The sequence below is a fragment of the Hominisplanchenecus faecis genome (genome assembly GCF_020687205.1).
Taxonomy (GTDB): Bacteria; Bacillota; Clostridia; order Lachnospirales; family Lachnospiraceae; genus Hominisplanchenecus; species Hominisplanchenecus faecis.
This window is the reverse complement of sequence record NZ_JAJEQE010000006.1, coordinates 55,179-72,758: the sequence shown is the minus strand read 5'-3', so window position 1 is coordinate 72,758 and position 17,580 is coordinate 55,179. Positions and strand designations below refer to the sequence as shown.

At 45.0% G+C, this 17,580-nt stretch carries 11 protein-coding genes; all 11 read right to left on the bottom strand.

Annotation, left to right across the window (positions count from 1 at the left end; all coding sequences use genetic code 11):
* Nucleotides 1–32: 32 nt before the first annotated feature.
* The 11 genes from glmM to LKD42_RS03210 all read right to left on the bottom strand — a co-directional run bounded on the left by glmM (nt 33) and on the right by LKD42_RS03210 (nt 16,710).
* Nucleotides 33–1,379 carry a phosphoglucosamine mutase gene (gene glmM, locus LKD42_RS03260; RefSeq protein WP_022118992.1) on the bottom strand — a complete coding sequence of 449 codons (1,347 nt, stop codon included), beginning with the start codon at nt 1,377–1,379 and terminating at the stop codon, nt 33–35.
* Nucleotides 1,380–1,418: 39 nt separating this feature from the next.
* On the bottom strand, nt 1,419–2,492 hold the full coding sequence (gene prfA / locus LKD42_RS03255) for a peptide chain release factor 1 (RefSeq protein ID WP_022118991.1): 1,074 nt from the start codon (nt 2,490–2,492) through the stop codon (nt 1,419–1,421).
* Entirely contained in the window at nt 2,485–3,369 is an 885-nt protein-coding gene (gene prmC, locus LKD42_RS03250; RefSeq protein WP_248834809.1) for a peptide chain release factor N(5)-glutamine methyltransferase, read from the bottom strand. The genes prfA and prmC overlap by 8 nt, the downstream gene beginning before the upstream one ends.
* Nucleotides 3,366–4,277, bottom strand: a complete 912-nt coding sequence (locus tag LKD42_RS03245) for a DUF1385 domain-containing protein (RefSeq protein WP_022118989.1) — start codon at nt 4,275–4,277, stop codon at nt 3,366–3,368. Before LKD42_RS03245 ends, prmC begins: the two co-directional genes overlap by 4 nt.
* 208 nt (nt 4,278–4,485) lie before the next feature.
* Nucleotides 4,486–4,686, bottom strand: a complete 201-nt coding sequence (gene rpmE, locus LKD42_RS03240) for a 50S ribosomal protein L31 (protein WP_022118988.1) — start codon at nt 4,684–4,686, stop codon at nt 4,486–4,488.
* Between the two features lie 182 nt (nt 4,687–4,868).
* Nucleotides 4,869–6,278 (bottom strand): transcription termination factor Rho, encoded by a 1,410-nt coding sequence (gene rho / locus LKD42_RS03235; protein WP_248834819.1) that lies wholly within the window; start codon nt 6,276–6,278, stop codon nt 4,869–4,871.
* 109 nt (nt 6,279–6,387) lie between these two features.
* Complete coding sequence (locus LKD42_RS03230) at nt 6,388–6,762, bottom strand: TIGR04086 family membrane protein (protein ID WP_248834808.1); 375 nt, start codon at nt 6,760–6,762, stop codon at nt 6,388–6,390.
* 213 nt (nt 6,763–6,975) lie between these two features.
* Nucleotides 6,976–7,809: a sigma factor gene (locus tag LKD42_RS03225; RefSeq protein WP_248834807.1), complete on the bottom strand. Its 834-nt coding sequence runs from the start codon at nt 7,807–7,809 to the stop codon at nt 6,976–6,978.
* Nucleotides 7,799–9,064 (bottom strand): S41 family peptidase, encoded by a 1,266-nt coding sequence (locus LKD42_RS03220; RefSeq protein WP_022118984.1) that lies wholly within the window; start codon nt 9,062–9,064, stop codon nt 7,799–7,801. Before LKD42_RS03220 ends, LKD42_RS03225 begins: the two co-directional genes overlap by 11 nt.
* 146 nt (nt 9,065–9,210) lie before the next feature.
* Nucleotides 9,211–10,299, bottom strand: a complete 1,089-nt coding sequence (locus tag LKD42_RS03215) for a PucR family transcriptional regulator (protein ID WP_022118983.1) — start codon at nt 10,297–10,299, stop codon at nt 9,211–9,213.
* A gap of 207 nt (nt 10,300–10,506) precedes the next feature.
* Nucleotides 10,507–16,710: a beta-N-acetylglucosaminidase domain-containing protein gene (locus tag LKD42_RS03210; RefSeq protein ID WP_248834806.1), complete on the bottom strand. Its 6,204-nt coding sequence runs from the start codon at nt 16,708–16,710 to the stop codon at nt 10,507–10,509.
* Nucleotides 16,711–17,580: the final 870 nt, after the last annotated feature.

The window sequence follows — 17,580 nt, the reverse complement described above, 5'->3', positions numbered from 1 at the left end:
CTGTTTGAAAAAGGACAGCCCACACTTTTTTCTTATTCTACAACCAGTCCCTGTGCCTTCATAACATCTACGACCTGATCTACATATTTTTCGCAGAGTGCGTCTTCTGCTGCTTCTACCATAACACGGATCAACGGCTCGGTTCCGCTTTCACGCACCAGAATACGTCCTTCATCTCCAAGTGCTTCTGCCACCTGATCGACGGCTTTTTGTACTTCCGGATTCTCTCTTGCTGTCTTCTTGTCGGCAACACGCACGTTTTTCAACAGCTGCGGATAAATCTTCACTTCTCCTGCCAGCGTTCCAAGTGTCTGTTTTTTCTCGGTAAGCACTTCCATGATCATCAGAGAAGTCAGGATACCGTCACCGGTTGTCGCATGTTTACTGAAAATGATATGTCCGGACTGTTCTCCGCCCAGGCAGTGGCCGTTCTGTGTCATATTCTCATAGACATACTTGTCACCAACAGCTGTCTTTTCGTAGTGAATGCCGGCTTTGTCGCATGCTTTGTACAAACCGAGGTTGGACATGACGGTCGTTACGATCGTGTCATTTTTCAGTTTGCCCTGCTCTTTTAAATATTTTCCACACACGTAAAGAATCAGATCCCCGTCAATAACATTGCCATTTTCATCGACTGCTATACACCGGTCTGCATCACCGTCATAGGCAAATCCGACATCCAGGCCTTTTTCTTTTACATACTGCTGCAGTACACCGATGTGTGTGGAGCCGCAGTTTGTATTGATGTTGGTTCCGTTCGGCTCATTGTTGATCACATAAGTCTTCGCTCCCAGTGCATCAAAAACACTCTTTGCGATTGCAGAAGAACTTCCGTTCGAGCAGTCCAGCCCAATGCGGTAATTTTTGAAGGATCTGGTTGCAAGAGAGATCAGATAGCCGATGTAACGGTTTCTTCCGGCAACATAATCTACCGTGCGGCCGATATTTTCTTTTGTCGCCAGCGGAAGTTCTCCACTCTCGCCATCAATATATGCCTCAATTTTAGCTTCAACTTCTGCTTCCAGTTTACATCCCATTCCGTTGATCACTTTAATCCCATTGTCATAAAATGGGTTGTGGCTTGCGGAGATCATGATACCGCAGTCGAATTCATCGGTTCTTACCACATAGGAAACACTCGGTGTGGTTGTCACATGCAGAAGGTACGCATCTGCTCCGGATGCGGTCAGGCCTGCTACCAGTGCATATTCAAACATATAACTGCTTCTTCTGGTGTCTTTTCCGATGACGATCCTTGGCTTATGCTCCTGTCCGTAATACCAGCCAAGAAAACGTCCTACCTTAAATGCATGTTCTACCGTCAAAGTTACATTGGCTTCCCCTCGGAAACCATCGGTTCCAAAATATTTACCCATAATACAAACCTCACTTCCTTATACTATATACAATCACTTTTAAGCTTCCTGCAGGTTTGCAAGTTTCGCTGCCTGATCTGCTGCGATCAGGCTGTCAATGATCTCATCCAGATCGCCGTTTAAGATACCGTCCAGTCTGTGCAGTGTCAGTTTGATACGATGATCCGTCACACGTCCCTGCGGGAAATTGTAAGTACGGATCTTCTCGGAACGGTCACCGGTTCCGATCTGGCTTCTTCTTGCTTCTGCTTCTGCATCGTGCTGTTTTGCAAGTTCCATTTCATAAAGTCTGGAACGCAGTACTTTCAGTGCTTTGTCTTTGTTTTTCAGCTGAGATTTCTCATCCTGACAGGAGATGACGATACCGGTCGGGATGTGTGTCAGACGTACTGCGGAGTCTGTCGTGTTGACACACTGTCCGCCGTTTCCAGATGCACGGAATACATCGAATTTACAGTCGTTCATATCCAGCTGGAAGTCTACTTCTTCTGCTTCCGGCATGATCGCAACCGTGATCGTGGAAGTATGGATACGCCCTCCTGACTCTGTCTCCGGTACACGCTGTACACGATGTACACCGCTTTCGTACTTCAGTCTGGAGTATGCACCCTGTCCGGTGATCATGAATGTTACTTCCTTGAAACCGCCGATACCGTTTTCATTTAAGCTCATCATCTCTGTTTTCCAGCGGTGCATATCCGCATATTTCACATACATGCGGTAAATCTCAGCTGCAAATAAAGCCGCCTCATCCCCGCCTGCTCCGGCACGTATCTCGACGATAACGTTCTTCTCATCGTTCGGATCTTTCGGAAGCAGCAGAATTTTGAGCTTATGTTCCAGTTCTTCGATATTTTTCTTTGCATCATTCAGTTCTTCTTTGAGCATTTCTCGCATCTCTTCATCGGACTCTTCTTCCAGCATGGAAAGGCTGTCCTCTACCGTCTGCTTGCTCTCTTTATATTCTTTATATGCATCTACGATCGGCTGCAGATCACTCTGCTCCTTCATAAGCTTCTGAAATCTGGTCTGGTCGTTGACGACAAACGGCTCATTCAGTTCGCTCATGATCTCTTCAAATCGAATCAGCAAATCTTCCAGTCTATCAAACATCTTTTTCTTGTTTTCCTTTCTTTGTACCTGCTTTTCCTGCAACTACCCGGTCAAGCCCTGCCAGATCTTTTATTACCTGGACGGACACAAAACCGGCTTCTTTGAGCAGTTCACTCACTGCCACTCCCTGCCCTGCACCGATCTCAAACAGCAGTGCACCGTCTTCTTTTAAATAATCCCTGCATTGTGAAACGATACTTCTGTAATAATAAAGCCCATCAGACATTCCGTCAAGTGCCAGACGCGGCTCATGATCCCGCACTTCCGGCATCAGCTGTGCAATCTCTTCCGTTTCAATATAAGGCGGATTGGAGACGATCATATCGTACGGTCCCTGTGCCTTCTCAAACAAGTCACTTAAAACAAAAGTTGTTGCTGCTTCCAGCCCCAGCCTTTTCGCATTTCGTCTTGCAACCTCAAGTGCCTGTTCTGAGATGTCGATGCCGACTCCCGTTCCCTGCTTCAGATTTTTCAGAATACTGAGCAGAATACAGCCGGAACCGGTACACAGATCCAGCACCTTCATGCCCTCTTTTTTTCGCTTCAGTGCTTCTTCTACCAAAACTTCCGTATCCTGCCTTGGGATCAGCACATGTTCATTGACATAAAATGGATAACCGTAAAACTCCTGTTCTCCTGTCAGATGCTGCAGCGGAATCCGCTGTTTTCTTCGGGAGACCAATTCCTGATAGTATAAGAGTGTCCCCGGCAGAATGCTTTCCTTTCGGTTCATCAGATACCAGGTTCGCCCGGTCTCCTTTTTTTCAATCTTCCGTATCGCATATTCCAGAAGATACCAGGCATCCAGAGCCGCATCCGGAACTTCTGCCCCTTTCAGAATCTGTTCTGCTTCTTTTCGTGCTTCTTCGTACGTCATACTTTCTCCTGCCACCCAAAATTTTCTTTCAGATATGCTCTCCAGTCAAACACAGCCTCTACCGATGCGATTGCTACTTCTGCCATGGAAGCATCCGGCTCCCTTGTTGTAAGCTTCTGCAGCATCATACCCGGTTTTGATAAAAGAATTACCAGTTTATTTTCGCTCTTTCCCGCCAGACGGATAAACTCAAACGAAACGCCTGCGATCACCGGGATCAGCAAAAGCCGGAATACCACTCGCCAGATCGGGGATTCAATCCGGATGAACAAAAAGAAAATAATGCTGACGATCATAACGATAAACAAAAAACTGGTTCCGCAGCGTTTGTGCAGTCTGGAACTTTTCAGCACATTTTCCACATTTAACTCCATGCCATGCTCTATACAGTTAATACACTTATGTTCTGCACCATGGTACATAAACACACGCTGAATATCTTTCATTCTGGAAATGAGCAGAATATACCCAAAGAAAATCACAAGACGGACTGCACCTTCAAGCAGTGTGATCAAAGTAGTAGAATCTGTAAATTTTCGAAACAACTGTGACAAAAAATAAGGAAGTATCATAAAAATGGCTACTGCCATCACAACTGAACATGCAATCGTCAGCCCCATCATTACGGACTCCTTCTTTTCGTCTTTCTCCTCTTCTTCCTCATCCATAAAAAAAGATGCAGAATAAGTCAGTGTACTCATACCAAGAACCATGGAATCTATAAAGCTGAACACACCTCGTATGATCGGAAGAGAACGTATTTTTTTATTTTGAACAATACCTTTATATTCTTCTGTTTTCACAACGATCTCGCCGTCGGTTTTGCGGACTGCGACTGCATATTTATCTGCATTTCGCATCATCACGCCTTCCATGACCGCCTGACCGCCTATATTGGATGATTTCATACTGCTGCTTCCTCCAACTTCCACACCCGGAAACTTTTTGTGTAAAGCGGACATTCACAATCCGCTTCTCTGCGTTCAAAATATCCACACAAAAAATCCGTGTGATAAAAAAGGTTGAGATTTTTCAACCTCAACCCCTCTCATTATCTTAAGCATATACATCCTACTTTCGCAGGACATCTGTATACTCCTGTACCCAAAACGCTTATTATTTGATGCCGTATTTCTTATTGAATTTATCAATACGTCCGCGTGCTGCTGCTGCTTTCTGCTGTCCTGTGTAGAATGAATGGCATTTGGAGCAGATTTCAACATGGATATCCTTTTTTGTGGAGCCTGTTACAAATGTGTTACCGCAGTTGCAAGTTACAGTTGCCTGATAGTACTCTGGATGGATTCCTTCCTTCATGATTTTCACCTCTTTTTCTTATTTTGTGAACTGCTTACCTTTCTCGGTCGATTTCCGGTCAATGCCGCTCCTGATGTTTCCACGGCAAGATACCCCGGACTATCCCTGTAAGTCCCTACAGTTAAACTGTCTGTTAAACAGCGTTTGAATTATACCATAAATCTTTATAAAAAGCAACGATTTTATATAAATTTCTGTTTTTTGACCATCTGTACCAGTTCTTTATTGTTTTTCGTATGTACAAACATATTCAGGATGTTCTCGACGGCTTCGTCCGACTTCATACCGTTTAATGCTTTTCGCATGATGTACACTGCTTCCTGCTCTTCCGGATCGAGCAGAAGATCCTCTCTTCTGGTACCGGATTTCTGGATATCCAGTGCCGGGAAAACTCTCTTTTCGGAAAGCTTGCGGTCAAGGACAAGCTCCATGTTTCCGGTTCCCTTGAACTCTTCGTATACGACATCGTCCATCTTGCTTCCGGTATCGACAAGTGCCGTTGCCAGGATCGTCAGGCTTCCGCCCTCACGCATATTTCTCGCTGCTCCGAAGAAACGTTTCGGCATATGCAGTGCCGCCGGGTCAAGACCGCCGGATAAGGTACGTCCGCTTGGCGGAACCGTCAGGTTGTAGGCTCTTGCTAGTCTTGTGATGCTGTCGAGCAGGATCGTAACGTCTTTTTTATGTTCAACCAGACGCTTTGCACGCTCGATCACCATCTCGGAAACTCGTTTGTGATGCTCCGGCAGCTCATCAAAGGTAGAATAGATTACTTCTACATTATCTCCGACAATGGCTTCCTTGATATCGGTAACTTCCTCCGGACGCTCGTCGATCAGCAGAATGATCAGGTGCATATCCGGGTCATTTCCAAGGATGGACTTTGCCATCTCTTTTAACAGTGTCGTCTTTCCGGCTTTCGGCGGTGACACGATCATTCCTCGCTGTCCCTTGCCGACCGGTGAGATCAGGTCAACGATACGCATGGCTACATTTTTCGAATCACGCTCCATACGCATACGCTGGTTCGGAAAGATCGGTGTCATATCCTCGAAATTGCATCTTTTGGCAGCTTCTGCCGGATGCATGCCGTTTGTGCTCTTTAAATAGAGCAGGGCTGCAAACTTCTCCTGCTGCGTGGTATTTGTGCGGATACGTGTATTGCCGCTGATGATATCTCCGGTCTTCAGATTGAATCTTCGGATCTGGGACGGCGAAACATAAATATCATGGTCACCCGGCAGATAGTTATCGGATCGGATAAATCCGAAACCATCCGGCATTACTTCCAGAATACCGGTCACTGTCTGACCGCTGTCAAGCTGTGAAAAATCCAGCCCTGTTTTCTCTTCCGGACGCTTTTCGGATCTCTCTGCATGCTCTGTCATCTCTGGTCTTTCCGCTTTTACGGTCTGTGTCTGTGCACGTTCTTCCGTCTCTTCGGATATTTTCTGCTCACGTTCTTTTTCATCTGCCTCAAGCATTCTTGTAACTACTTCACTCTTTTTCAGACCGGAAAGATTTTTCAGGCCTCTGGCTTTTGCAATCGCCTTTAATTCAACCGCTGAGAGCGATTCATATTTTTCTTTCATCATTATCCTGTATTTCCTCCATCTTTGATGGCTGTTTCTGAATCTAACATCTGCCTATTTTAACATAACTGTTTTTAAAAATCTATATGAACTTTTACACGAAATGCTTTTAAAAAGCAAGCATTCCGCCTAACATTCCGCCTCCCATGCACAGACAGGCTGTCGTTATCGTCTGTATGGAAGACGGATCTATGTTCCGTCTCAGGATCAGTGTCAGAAGAAAAAGCACTGCAAAATAACACATTCCTGCGAGCAGCCCCCACAGGTATTTTTTGTTCTCCGTCCTTCTGCCTGCGATCCTTCCGCCCAAAAAGGCGGATCCCAGATAAATGACGGTCACAGCCGCCGAGATCTTTCCTTCTTCTAACTGAAATTTCATCATCGCAGCTGCCAGCAGCACAAGAAGCACTGCTGTGACGATCCAGGAACCCAGAAGTGAAATGAGCAGGGTCACTGGTTTTGATCGTTTCTGCATTTTTTCCATGCAATCCCCCCTGCTCATACTATATGACAGCCTTCCATCCGGCAGAACATTTTTTCAAGAATGCCTCTGGCATTCTTGCTGCGAGGTGCACGTCATGCATCGCATGACATATTCTTCTGTGCACCTCTGCAATCCGCCGGAGGCTATATCAGATGGGAGATTGAATCCCGCCACTGATACAGGCTTGTTGCTCGCCGCCTGCAGAGGCGGGAATCATCTCACATCTGATTTATCTTTCATCTCATCACCGGCCATACGCAGAACATCTTTGATCTCCTCAAGTGGCATTTCCAGATAGGCCGACAGCTCACTCATGGAAACTTTGTGTCCAAGATCCTCTTCCAGGCTGAGGATCGACTCGTTCAGGTGATTGACTCTGCCTACGATCTCGTCATCCAGGTCTTTTTTGTCCTGTGACATCTCAACGGCCTCTTCCATTGCTTTCCGGATACCGTCAAACACCTGCTTACGGTATTCTTCCAGATTTGGCTTTGCCTCCAGATTTTCAAGTGCAAGCAGTAGTCCGATATTGCCTTCCTGCACCAAATCTTCGATCGGCAGCTCGGAAGCGACATACGTCATGGCAAGCTCGTAGACCGTTTCCAGATACTGTCCTGCCAGCGTGCTTTTTGCCATGGAATCGCCATTTACCGCCTCAAAAAACAGACGTTCTTCTTCCGTCTCGGAAAGTTTTTCGATCTCTGCAAGTTCCTCCAGATACATGCCAAGGAAATCCGGACCTTCCCCGTCCTGTGTTTCACTGTTTTCTTCCTGTTTTTCTGTCTCAGGATTCGAAGCAGACGCTCTCTCTGCATGCTCCTTCACTGTCTTCTGTGCGGTTTCCGGTGTCTTTTGGGCCGGTTCGTACCCGTCCACTTTGATCTTCTGGCTGACAAGGTATTCGCAGACCAGTCCAAACTGTTCCTCATTCAGGGCATCTCCCGGAAAGAATTTTTTTATGTCTTCTTTTGTAAGATAATTTCCCTGCACATCTGCAAGTGCCTTCAGCTCACTTAACATCTCTCTGAAAACAATTTTACTCTGCATCGTTTTTTTCCTCCTGAAGTATTGAAATGGCTTTCTGCAACTGATTATCCTCTTCTTCCGTGACCGTCACTTTATTTTTCAGACTTTCATCAAGCTCAACGGTCACATCCGGCTCAATGCCTTTTTTGTGGATATCCGTGCCGTTTGGCGTGAAATACTTGGAAACCGTCAGTTTGACTGCCGTTCCGTCCTCCATTCCGACAATCCGCTGCACAATCCCTTTTCCATACGTTTTCGTACCGACTAAAGTACCAATCCCATAGTCCTTGATCGCTCCGCTGAAGATTTCTGCCGCACTGGCACTGTACCCGTTGACCAGCACTGCCAGCGGCTTTTTGAACTCATTGTTTCCGTCGCAGGTATATTCTGTTCTCTGCCCGTATTTATCTTCGGTATAAACGATCAGTCCTTTCGGAAGCATCTGTTTTAACATCTCGCAGCAGGTATCCAGCACACCGCCAAGGTTGTTTCGCAGGTCTATGATCAGCTTTTCCATACCCTGTTCTTCTAATTTCGCCAGAGCATTCTTGAACTGCTCCGCCGTCACCTTGTCAAACTCACTGACTGCGATATAACCGATCTCATCATCCAGCATTTTGTAAGCCACCGTCGGGACGGCAACATCCGAGCGTTCCACATCGAACTCCAGATAATCCTTTTCACCCTCTCTGGCGATTGTCAGATGGACGGTGTCTCCTTTTGCTGTCTTGATCAGGCTGACCACATCGGTCAGATCTTTCCCGGTCACTTCGATGTCATTGACCGAATAGAGAATATCTCCCGGAAGCAGCCCTGCCTTTTCTGCCGGTGTCCCCTCAAAACAGGTCACGACCTGGATTGCCCCCGTCTGTGTATCCTGTGAAAGCTTTGCACCGATCCCCTTGTACTCTCCGGATGTGGATTCATTCAGTTTTTCGAGTTCATCCTGTGTATAATATGCAGCATAAGGATCTCCAAGTCCGCTGATCATGCCCTTATAAATGCCGGCTTCGACCGCATCGTTATCCGTACTGTCAAGATAGAGCTGATTGATGATCTCTTCCATCTTCTTGATCTTTGTATCTACCTTCTTCTGTTCCAGACTGAGCTGTGTGCCTGCACTGTCTGTGCTCTCCTGCGTTGCCCCTGCTTCTTTCTGATCTGCTCCTGTGATCCAGCCGCCCTGCTGAAGCATCCCGCTTCCGGCCAGAACGACCACAGCAGAAGTCAGGATCCCACAGAAAAAACCTTTTCCGAACTTCTTGTCCTTTGCCATATCTTTGCTCCTTATATCTTCCCCGGTACAGAAACGCATCTTTTCTGTAACCCAAGAAAAGACCGGCTTTGCACGCGGCTTCTCCGGTCTTCTTCTGTTTGTTGCTATTTTATGTGTCCATGCTGCAGTTTATGACGGAGGCTGTATTAATAATCCAGCGTCTCCATGTACTTCATGTATTTGACTACCATCAGTGCGATCTTGAATGTGATCGCATCTTCAAATACACGCAGATCCAGTCCGGTACTCTTCTGCAGCTTATCCAGACGGTATACCAGTGTATTCCTGTGGATATACAGCTGTCTGGATGTCTCTGAAACGTTCAGGCTGTTTTCAAAGAATTTGTTGATCGTAACCAGCGTCTCTTCATCGAAGTCATCCGGTGATTTGTTCTCGAAAATCTCTTTGATAAACATCTTGCAGAGCGGGATCGGAAGCTGATAAATCAGACGGCCGATGCCAAGAGAACTGTATGCGATGATATTTTTCTCCTCGAAAAAGATCCTTCCGACATCCATTGCCATACGTGCTTCTTTATAAGATCTGGAAACTTCTTTGATCTCTTCTACGATCGTTCCATATGCAATATGCGATACTTCCTGCTTTTCTGCCGGCAGAACATTTAAAATCTGCTTTGCCGTTTTCTCCATTTCCTGATAACCTTCTTCGGAAGCCAGCTCTTTGACAACGATGATGCTCTTTTCATCAACTGCTGTAATAAAATCACCTGTCTTGGTTCCAAGCAGTGAACGGATACATTCCATGGAAGCATTATCCTTCTCCTGAGCCGTATCAACCAGAAATACCACTCTTCTCGCATTTGCTGCAATGTGAAGCTTCTTCGCACGGTTATAAATATCTACCAGAAGCAGGTTGTCCAGAAGCAGATTCTTGATAAAGTTATCTTTGTCAAATCGCTCTTTGTATGCAACCAGCAGATTCTGGATCTGGAATGCAGCCATCTTGCCGATCATATAAACATCATCGCTGCTTCCTTTTGCTACCAGCACATATTCTACCTGAAGCTCATCGTATATTTTGAAAAACTGGTGTCCCTGTACCACCTGACTGTCTGCCGGTGAATCTACAAATGGAACTACTGAGGAACGATATTCTTCTGACTCCGGAAACGTTGCAGCCAGCACATTGCCTTCCAGATCGATCACGCAAAAATCAATCCTCGATATTTCTTTTAATCCTTCTATGGTTGACTGTAATATCTGGTTTGATATCATGTCTTTCTCTCCCTTCCATACATTTTCATACCAGACCAACTACGCTTATTAATCTGACTTGACTATTATTGTAATATAAATCACCAAAAAAGAAAAGAGAAAATTATGTTTTTTTATGCTTTTCGCATATTTTTCGCATAAAAAGAGGCTGCCGCATCGCTGCAGCAGCCCTTTTTCGGGTAAAAATCCTTCGATTTTATCGACTTTTTATTTCACTTTTACCTTTTTTGCAGTGGACATTGCACTTGCATTTCCTTTTTTGACCGTCACGATCTTGTAGTAGTAATTACCTTTCTTCCTGATCTTCTTATCCTGATAAGAAACGGTCTTATTGTTGTTGATCTTCTTGATCCGTTTATAACCGGAGTTTTTCTTCGTAGAACGATAGATCACATAACCGGTTGCTTTTTTATTTCTCTTCCAGCTCAGTTTTACACTCTTGCCTGAAGCAGCTGCTTTCTTGATTTTTACATTTGCTGTAAACTTCACAGTCTTAGCTGCACCGTTGTCACTTGCTTTTACGTTTGCATCCTTAGATACTGCTACTGCACGGTAAGATGCACGCTTGATGCCTTTCAAAGAAGCGGCTTTTTTATCTTTAAATACCAGCTTGCCGGATGCAGTGCTTCCTGCCAGAACCGTCTTGCCGTTTACGGTGCGGTAAATATCATAATGATCTGCACCTTCCACTGCATTCACGATCACTTTTACAACCACACCTGCTTTTGCTGCACTTGCTTTCACAGACTTGATCGTCGGTGCTGCCAGTTTCTTCTCTGCCGGTGTCGGAGTCGGATTTGGTTCTGTATCCGGTGTCTCTGCTGTTTTCAGAGCTGCCTGTGCCTTTTCAAGAGCTGCTGTCAGATCTTTCAGAGCAGCTGCCGTAAGATCAGCACCTGCTTCTTTTGCTGCCTTGTATGCTTTTTCAAATGCATCCCAGGATTCTTTGGTGTACTGTCCCTGACCTGCTGCATAAACAGCATCTGCCTTTGTAACCGCATCACTCAGAGCTTTCTGTGCTTCTTCTTTGTCTTTGTCAACCGTATCTTTTTTCTGCAGAGCATCGATTGCATCCTGTACTGCTTTCTTTGCTGCTGCTACTTCTGTTTCGCTTGCATTTTCTTTTGCAAGTACGGCTTCTGCATTTGTGATCGCTGTTTCCAGTGCTTTTACAGAATCCTCGGTATACAGCGTTTTGTCGATTGCTTTCGCATTGTTTACGGTATTGCCAAGTTCTGTTCTGGAAGCTTCCGTTGCTTTGTCAGATGTTACGGTAACCGTTATCTCTTTTTCTGCTGTTTTTCCGTTCAGTTCTGCAACTACTTTTACTTTTGCTGTTCCTGCTGCACTTACTGTCAGTACATCACCTTCCAGAGCTGCCTTTGTTGTGCCGGCATCTACCAGTGTATAAGTGTAAGTGATGTTCTTTTCATGTGCTGCACAGTCTGCTGCGGTTGCTTTTGCAGCCAGTTTCAGTGTTTTGCTTGTATCTGCTGCTGCCATCTGGATGGTCTGGTTATCAAATACAAGATCTGTGATCTCACAGGTACATGGTACTTCCTCTGTCTTAAAGCTGTAGGAAACGGTCATGGATCTGTAATCAGCTGCAACATTTACTTCCGGTTTCACACTTGTACCGTCAGAGAGTTTGATGCTCTGCGGTTTGCTGCTGTCTGCGAAACGATAATCGCCAACTGCTGTCAGGACTGTTTTTACTTCATAGTTTGCATTTGCCTCAAATGCTGCACCTGCTTCTACTTCTTTGCCGTCCTTATACCAGGTTGTGCTGGTTGTATACGGTGTCAGTGCAATGTTTACAGACGGTGTTGCCTGATCCAGTGCATGAGCTGTCACTGCATAAGATTTCTGCAGATTATCAGAGTAATCTTTTCCGCTGTAGATGCGGATGTCAGAAAGCAGTCCGGTATATGGAGGTGTTGTTGAGGAACCAAGATCTTTGCTGATGTTATAACCAGTTGTAAAGGTACTTGTGTTGTAAGATTTCAGGGTTACATCGTAATTGTCGCTTGCGTTTGCTCTTCCGGATGTCGGTGTTCCGGCTTTGCCGTCTACATAGATCTGCATCTTTGTACCGGTAAATACTGCCAGAATATCATGCCATTTATTCCAGAAACTGGAATCGATCGCACAGCTGCTCTCAACCCAGGAACCTTTTGCGTCGCATGCATAAACAAGTACGCCGCTGCTCTTGAGCTGAACACCATACTGCTCATCCATCTTGCCAAGCATTTGATATGTACCGCTTCCTGTGATCTCATCTGATTTCATACGGAAACGGATAAACATTGCTTTGTCTTCTCCGGAAACATCAAATTTTCCGTTGTTTGTTCCATCATTCTCTGCCGTTACGTATCCGGAATATCCCCATCCATCACTGTAGGATACCTGAACGTTATCATTCAGCGTCAGTGTTGCCGGATCTGCAGCCTGGTCTGCAACTGCCTCAAAATGTTTGCCTTCTTTTGATGAAGATACGACTGCATCTGCGGATGTCTCACCTGCTGCCGGTGCAGTCACAGTGATTTCCGGTGCTTCGAGCACATTTTCTTCTTTCGGTGCCTCCACAAATTTTGCAAGAACATTCAGCTCTGCTGCATTGATGAACATATTCGGTTCTGCACCTTCACTGTGAATTGCTTCAAATTTAACATTGGTTACGCCTGCAACCGGCTCGAACTCAACGCTCTTCTCAGTCGGGATGGTTTCTCCTTCATAAGACCATGTTACATTTGCTACTTTTGTATAAGTTTCTCCGTTATCAGTGGATACATAAACGTTTGCTTCTGTTACGGCACCGTTTTTGATAACACCATTTTTGTCTCTTTCCGGTCTTGGGAGATAAGTCAGTGCTTTTACTGCATATGCCTTATCCAGAGTGATCGTATAATTGTTGTTGCCGGTCAGTGTTCCGTTGGAATACTGTGCCTTCGGTTTGCTGTTGTCATTCCAGTTTGTATGCCAGTATGTGCTGCTGTCACCGTCAAGTGCTGCTGCTATGATACCGTTTCCGGCTCCTTCGCCTGTCAACTCTTCACTGTCTGCGGCACCTGTCATATTTGCCGGAAGCAATTTTTTATAACCGTCATCTGCCGGCTGATTCTCTCTTTTTACAAGCTGTGCAATGGCATCATCCAGTGCTTTGACTGCTGCTGCTTTTTCTTCAACGGTTGCATTTTCTTTTGCTGCTACTGCTTCTGCTGCTTTGATCGCTGCTTTCAGAACTGCATAAGATTCTGCGGTATACTGATCTTCATCCAGTTCTTTTGCTGCACTGATTGCATCTGTCAGTGCACTTTCTGCTGTAGAATCAGATTCTTTTGTATACATTTCATAGATTGCCGGAGCTGCTCCTGTGCCATCCCATGTGATCTTCACTTCGTTGATACCATTGTAGAATACCAGATTCTTGAAGACATTCAGCGATTTGGACAGAGTACCGACTTCTACCCATTTACCTGCATTGGTATGGATAGAAACTTTTGCATTGGAAATCTCCTCTCCATCCTGAATGACGTAAAGGCTGTCTTTTACACCTGCATCCAGACGGTAAGTCAGAGTTCCTGCACCTTCGCCTGCCCTGAACATGGTTGTTAAAGAATTATCGATTGCCTGTTTTGCATCAAATCCTTCCACGCCTGCCGGTTCTGCAAAGATGGTCTTGTCTGCATCGGTGTTGGTCAGGCTTACGGAATTGATATCAAAGGTTACATCTGCTTCCCCTTTGTTGATGAAGCGGATGTATTTTGCATCCATGCCTTTTTCGGTATCAACCGGATACCAGTTGAATCCATTATAGCTGTACTCAAAGGTTACCTTATCTTTGTTTGTGTAATCTGCTGCAATCGTGCTGATCTCACGTACATTTCCGAAATCAATACCAATGTACTCACCATTTTTCAGGATAACATCTTTGACTTCCGGAATTGCAGCCTCATTTTTATTGATCGTTACAATTGTCTCTTTGTAAGTTTCTGTGTTGGTGTATGCATACTCATCTGCCGGGAAAGTCTCTGCCTGGAATTCACGGATTGCATACCATTTGCTTGTTGCAGCCGGTGTACGCAGACGGATGTAGCGAGCTTTCAGGGACTGGTTTGTCAGATCCACGTTGATCTCGTTTGTTCCGTAAGTACCATCAACCTGTGTCCAGTTTTCATTATCCATGGAATACTCCAGGATACCCTGCGAGAAAATATCTCCATCTGTCTGAGTTCTTCCCTGCAGGATGCGGACTTTGCCAAGTTTATAAGCTGCTCCGAGATCCAGCCCAATGTATCCATTTGCAGTAACACTTGCATTAAACCATGCAAAGGTACTGTCATTTCCATCAATAACATTGCCTGCATTTCCCTGGTAGAATCCACCAAGTCCGCTGTACATCAGTCTCTTCTCGCCGGTCTCTGTGCCACCGCCGGAAGTATTTCCGCCACTGAAAGTATTATCCAGCACTTTCAGTGCTGCTTTCTTCACATAATTTTCCATCTGTGCTGCGAACGGCATGATCTTCATAGCTCCGGCTTCTGCCATGATAGTGCCGTTCAGCTGAGGTGCCGCACAGTTCTGTGACAGTTTGTAATTGTTTTCTGCACTTACATAATTTGCACATACAGCATCGTCATCGCCTGCTTTGAGTCCCATTGCAGTCTTGACAAATCCGATGCTTGCTTTGGAAAGATATCTCAGAGAATCTACCCAAGGTTTCATCTCTTCTTTTAGGTTTTCGTTTGTTCCGTTTGTCTGGAAATCATCTGCAGCTGTCACGATCTTCTGCAGCTGTTCAATCAGTGCATTTCCGGATTCCGTCAGATCTGCATTGCTGTTGTATGCAGTCTTGAATGCATTGATGTACGGAGTCAGTTCTACCGACTCACCCATCGCTGTGATACCGCCCGGGCTCGGGTTAGTCATATGTTTGCACAGTTCATGCAGGGACTGTGGAGCTCCGCTGTCGATGTACTTGAAGCCGTCAGCCCAGCTCTTCTCTGCATCAAAGTCAGCTGTGTTCCATGCAAAATCAGCGATCGCAAACAGTGCTGTCTTGGAAGCTTCTGCCTGCTCCAGCGGGTTCGTTACAATACCCATGAAGTTTGTCAGACCTTTTTCAAGGATTGCACTGTCTCCAGGGCCCATAACCAAACGTGCGTGGTTTACGTCATTTACCGGCCAGTTCAGCCACATAAATGCCTCTCTGCCGTTTGTATAAGAATTTTTAAAATTATTGAAAGTACTCTGTCTTGCCGGATAACATACAGATTCACCGGTCCACATCAGTTCTACATCCGGAAGACTTTCAAAATGTTTGAAGTAGTTTGCAACGGTCTGAGCTTCGCCTTCACTCCAGCTGCTCCAGTTTACTGCACCTGCACAGTATACCTGCGGTACGAAGCACAGATTGTAAACATCGCCTTTGGATTTGCACCATGCATCCAGGTCTTTGCAAAGTCTTGCATGTAGGCTTACTTTGCCGGCTGCGTCGTCTGCGGAAAGCACAAACTGACGTACGCCAACGTTGTAAAGCTGTTCAAATTTTGCAATGATAACCTTCAGGTCTGCATCATAAGTGGAGGCTGTGATAGCACTGTGCATAAACGGATGAATTGCCCATGCAAAACGGCACTTGGAATCCTGTCCTGCCTGCACCATCTGTCTGATCTCTTCCAGTCTGTCTGCCGGATAGAGCTCACGCCACTGTGAATTGTGGTATGGCTCGTCCTTCGGTGCATAGATATACATATTCATCTTGAAATCGCCGCCGAACTTCATCAGACTGATACGATCTTCCACAGACCACGGAATACCATAGTAGCCTTCGATAAATCCACGGTACTGACCGGATGCGTAATCTTCGATCTGAAGTTTGCGTACGGCTTTTTCTGTCACCTGGTTAAAAATCATTTTCAGAGAGCTCAGTCCGTAAAATGCTGCATCGGTGTCTTTACCAAGGACTGCGATCACATTGTCCTGGATAGCCAGAACATATGCATCTCTCTTGTCAAACAGATCATCTGCATAAGTAACATGGTCGTTGAACCATTTTTCAACTGCTCCATCGGAACCTTTTGTACCAACCAGTACGTTCATTCCGTTTGAAGCTACGGCACCTGTCACGGTTCCTGTGATATTCTGAATAGCCAGTACTTCGTTCAGACGTTTCTGTGTTGCCTCGTCGATCGTGCTGTCATAGACAACGTTTGTCTTATCTGCCAGGGTAAAACTGCTATCCTGGTAAACAACACTTCTCGGGGTTGGATAAATTTCATATTCTGCTGTCGCAGAAGTGTCATTTGCAGCATCTGCTGCTTTTGCATCAAATCCGGTAAAAGTCATGCCTGTTAAAATCATGGCAAAAACCAGTACAAGACTGATGACTTTTTTCACATTCTTTCCCATCTAAATCCTCCTTTTCATAAGTTCGACACCGGGAATCCGTATGCAGCTTCCGTCTCCCGCCCGTCGATCGTTTTCTTATTTTTCGAAGAAAATCTTTTGTTGTTAAAGTGCAAATTTTCTCACGAAATAAGTACCTTTATTATACATTTTATCTGTTTTACTGTCAATCTCGAATCAGTTTCTTATGCAATTTAAGCAGGAATATTTGTGAAATTCTTCGCTTTTTTCGTCGAAAATTTCAAAAGTCTGTACTATTCTTTTCATTCATAACAAAAAGCCCCGGGAAATGGGGCTTTCTGCTGAAAAATGTATGTAAGAAATTGGAAAACGGCGAACAAAAAGGCGCTCCGTATAAACGGAACGCCTTTGTTCTTACAAGAAACAGTATACACATTTTCCAGCATTTGTCAAATATTTTTTTCAGATATTTTCTGGCATCTCGGAATGTGCAAAATGCTCTGCGTTTGTCTTTCGATACGTTCATATTTTATTCATGATACATTCAAAAAACTTTCATTCGCTCATCATGCCAAATTCATTTTTCCCCTTTATACTTCAAAATGTCAAAAATGTTGCAGAAATATTTCATTGACACCTAATACATATGTCATTTTCTCAGTATTTTAATACTATTTGAATATACTTTTTTCATAATTGCCAGGCAGCCCTCTGTCTGGCATCCTCCCTTTTCAGGGCTTTTTTTATTTTCAGCTTTTTATGTACACAGGGAAGTCTTCTCCGACTAAGATAAAAAACGCCAGAGACAAGCAGCTTTGAAATCACCCTTTTACAGGTATATTATGATTTTGGCTTTTATCTCTGGCGTTTATGATTTTCATCTCCGACTGCATGAGCTGCCAGGCAACTGTA

What these genes read in the sequence shown, in the direction of transcription:
- LKD42_RS03220 (WP_022118984.1), bottom strand. Translation starts at nt 9,064, where the DNA reads ATGGCAAAGGACAAGAAGTTCGGAAAAGGTTTTTTCTGTGGGATCCTG.
- glmM (WP_022118992.1), bottom strand. Translation starts at nt 1,379, where the DNA reads ATGGGTAAATATTTTGGAACCGATGGTTTCCGAGGGGAAGCCAATGTA.
- LKD42_RS03245 (WP_022118989.1), bottom strand. Translation starts at nt 4,277, where the DNA reads ATGAAATCATCCAATATAGGCGGTCAGGCGGTCATGGAAGGCGTGATG.
- rpmE (WP_022118988.1), bottom strand. Translation starts at nt 4,686, where the DNA reads ATGAAGGAAGGAATCCATCCAGAGTACTATCAGGCAACTGTAACTTGC.
- LKD42_RS03230 (WP_248834808.1), bottom strand. Translation starts at nt 6,762, where the DNA reads ATGGAAAAAATGCAGAAACGATCAAAACCAGTGACCCTGCTCATTTCA.
- prfA (WP_022118991.1), bottom strand. Translation starts at nt 2,492, where the DNA reads ATGTTTGATAGACTGGAAGATTTGCTGATTCGATTTGAAGAGATCATG.
- rho (WP_248834819.1), bottom strand. Translation starts at nt 6,278, where the DNA reads ATGAAAGAAAAATATGAATCGCTCTCAGCGGTTGAATTAAAGGCGATT.
- LKD42_RS03215 (WP_022118983.1), bottom strand. Translation starts at nt 10,299, where the DNA reads ATGATATCAAACCAGATATTACAGTCAACCATAGAAGGATTAAAAGAA.
- LKD42_RS03210 (WP_248834806.1), bottom strand. Translation starts at nt 16,710, where the DNA reads ATGGGAAAGAATGTGAAAAAAGTCATCAGTCTTGTACTGGTTTTTGCC.
- LKD42_RS03225 (WP_248834807.1), bottom strand. Translation starts at nt 7,809, where the DNA reads ATGCAGAGTAAAATTGTTTTCAGAGAGATGTTAAGTGAGCTGAAGGCA.
- prmC (WP_248834809.1), bottom strand. Translation starts at nt 3,369, where the DNA reads ATGACGTACGAAGAAGCACGAAAAGAAGCAGAACAGATTCTGAAAGGG.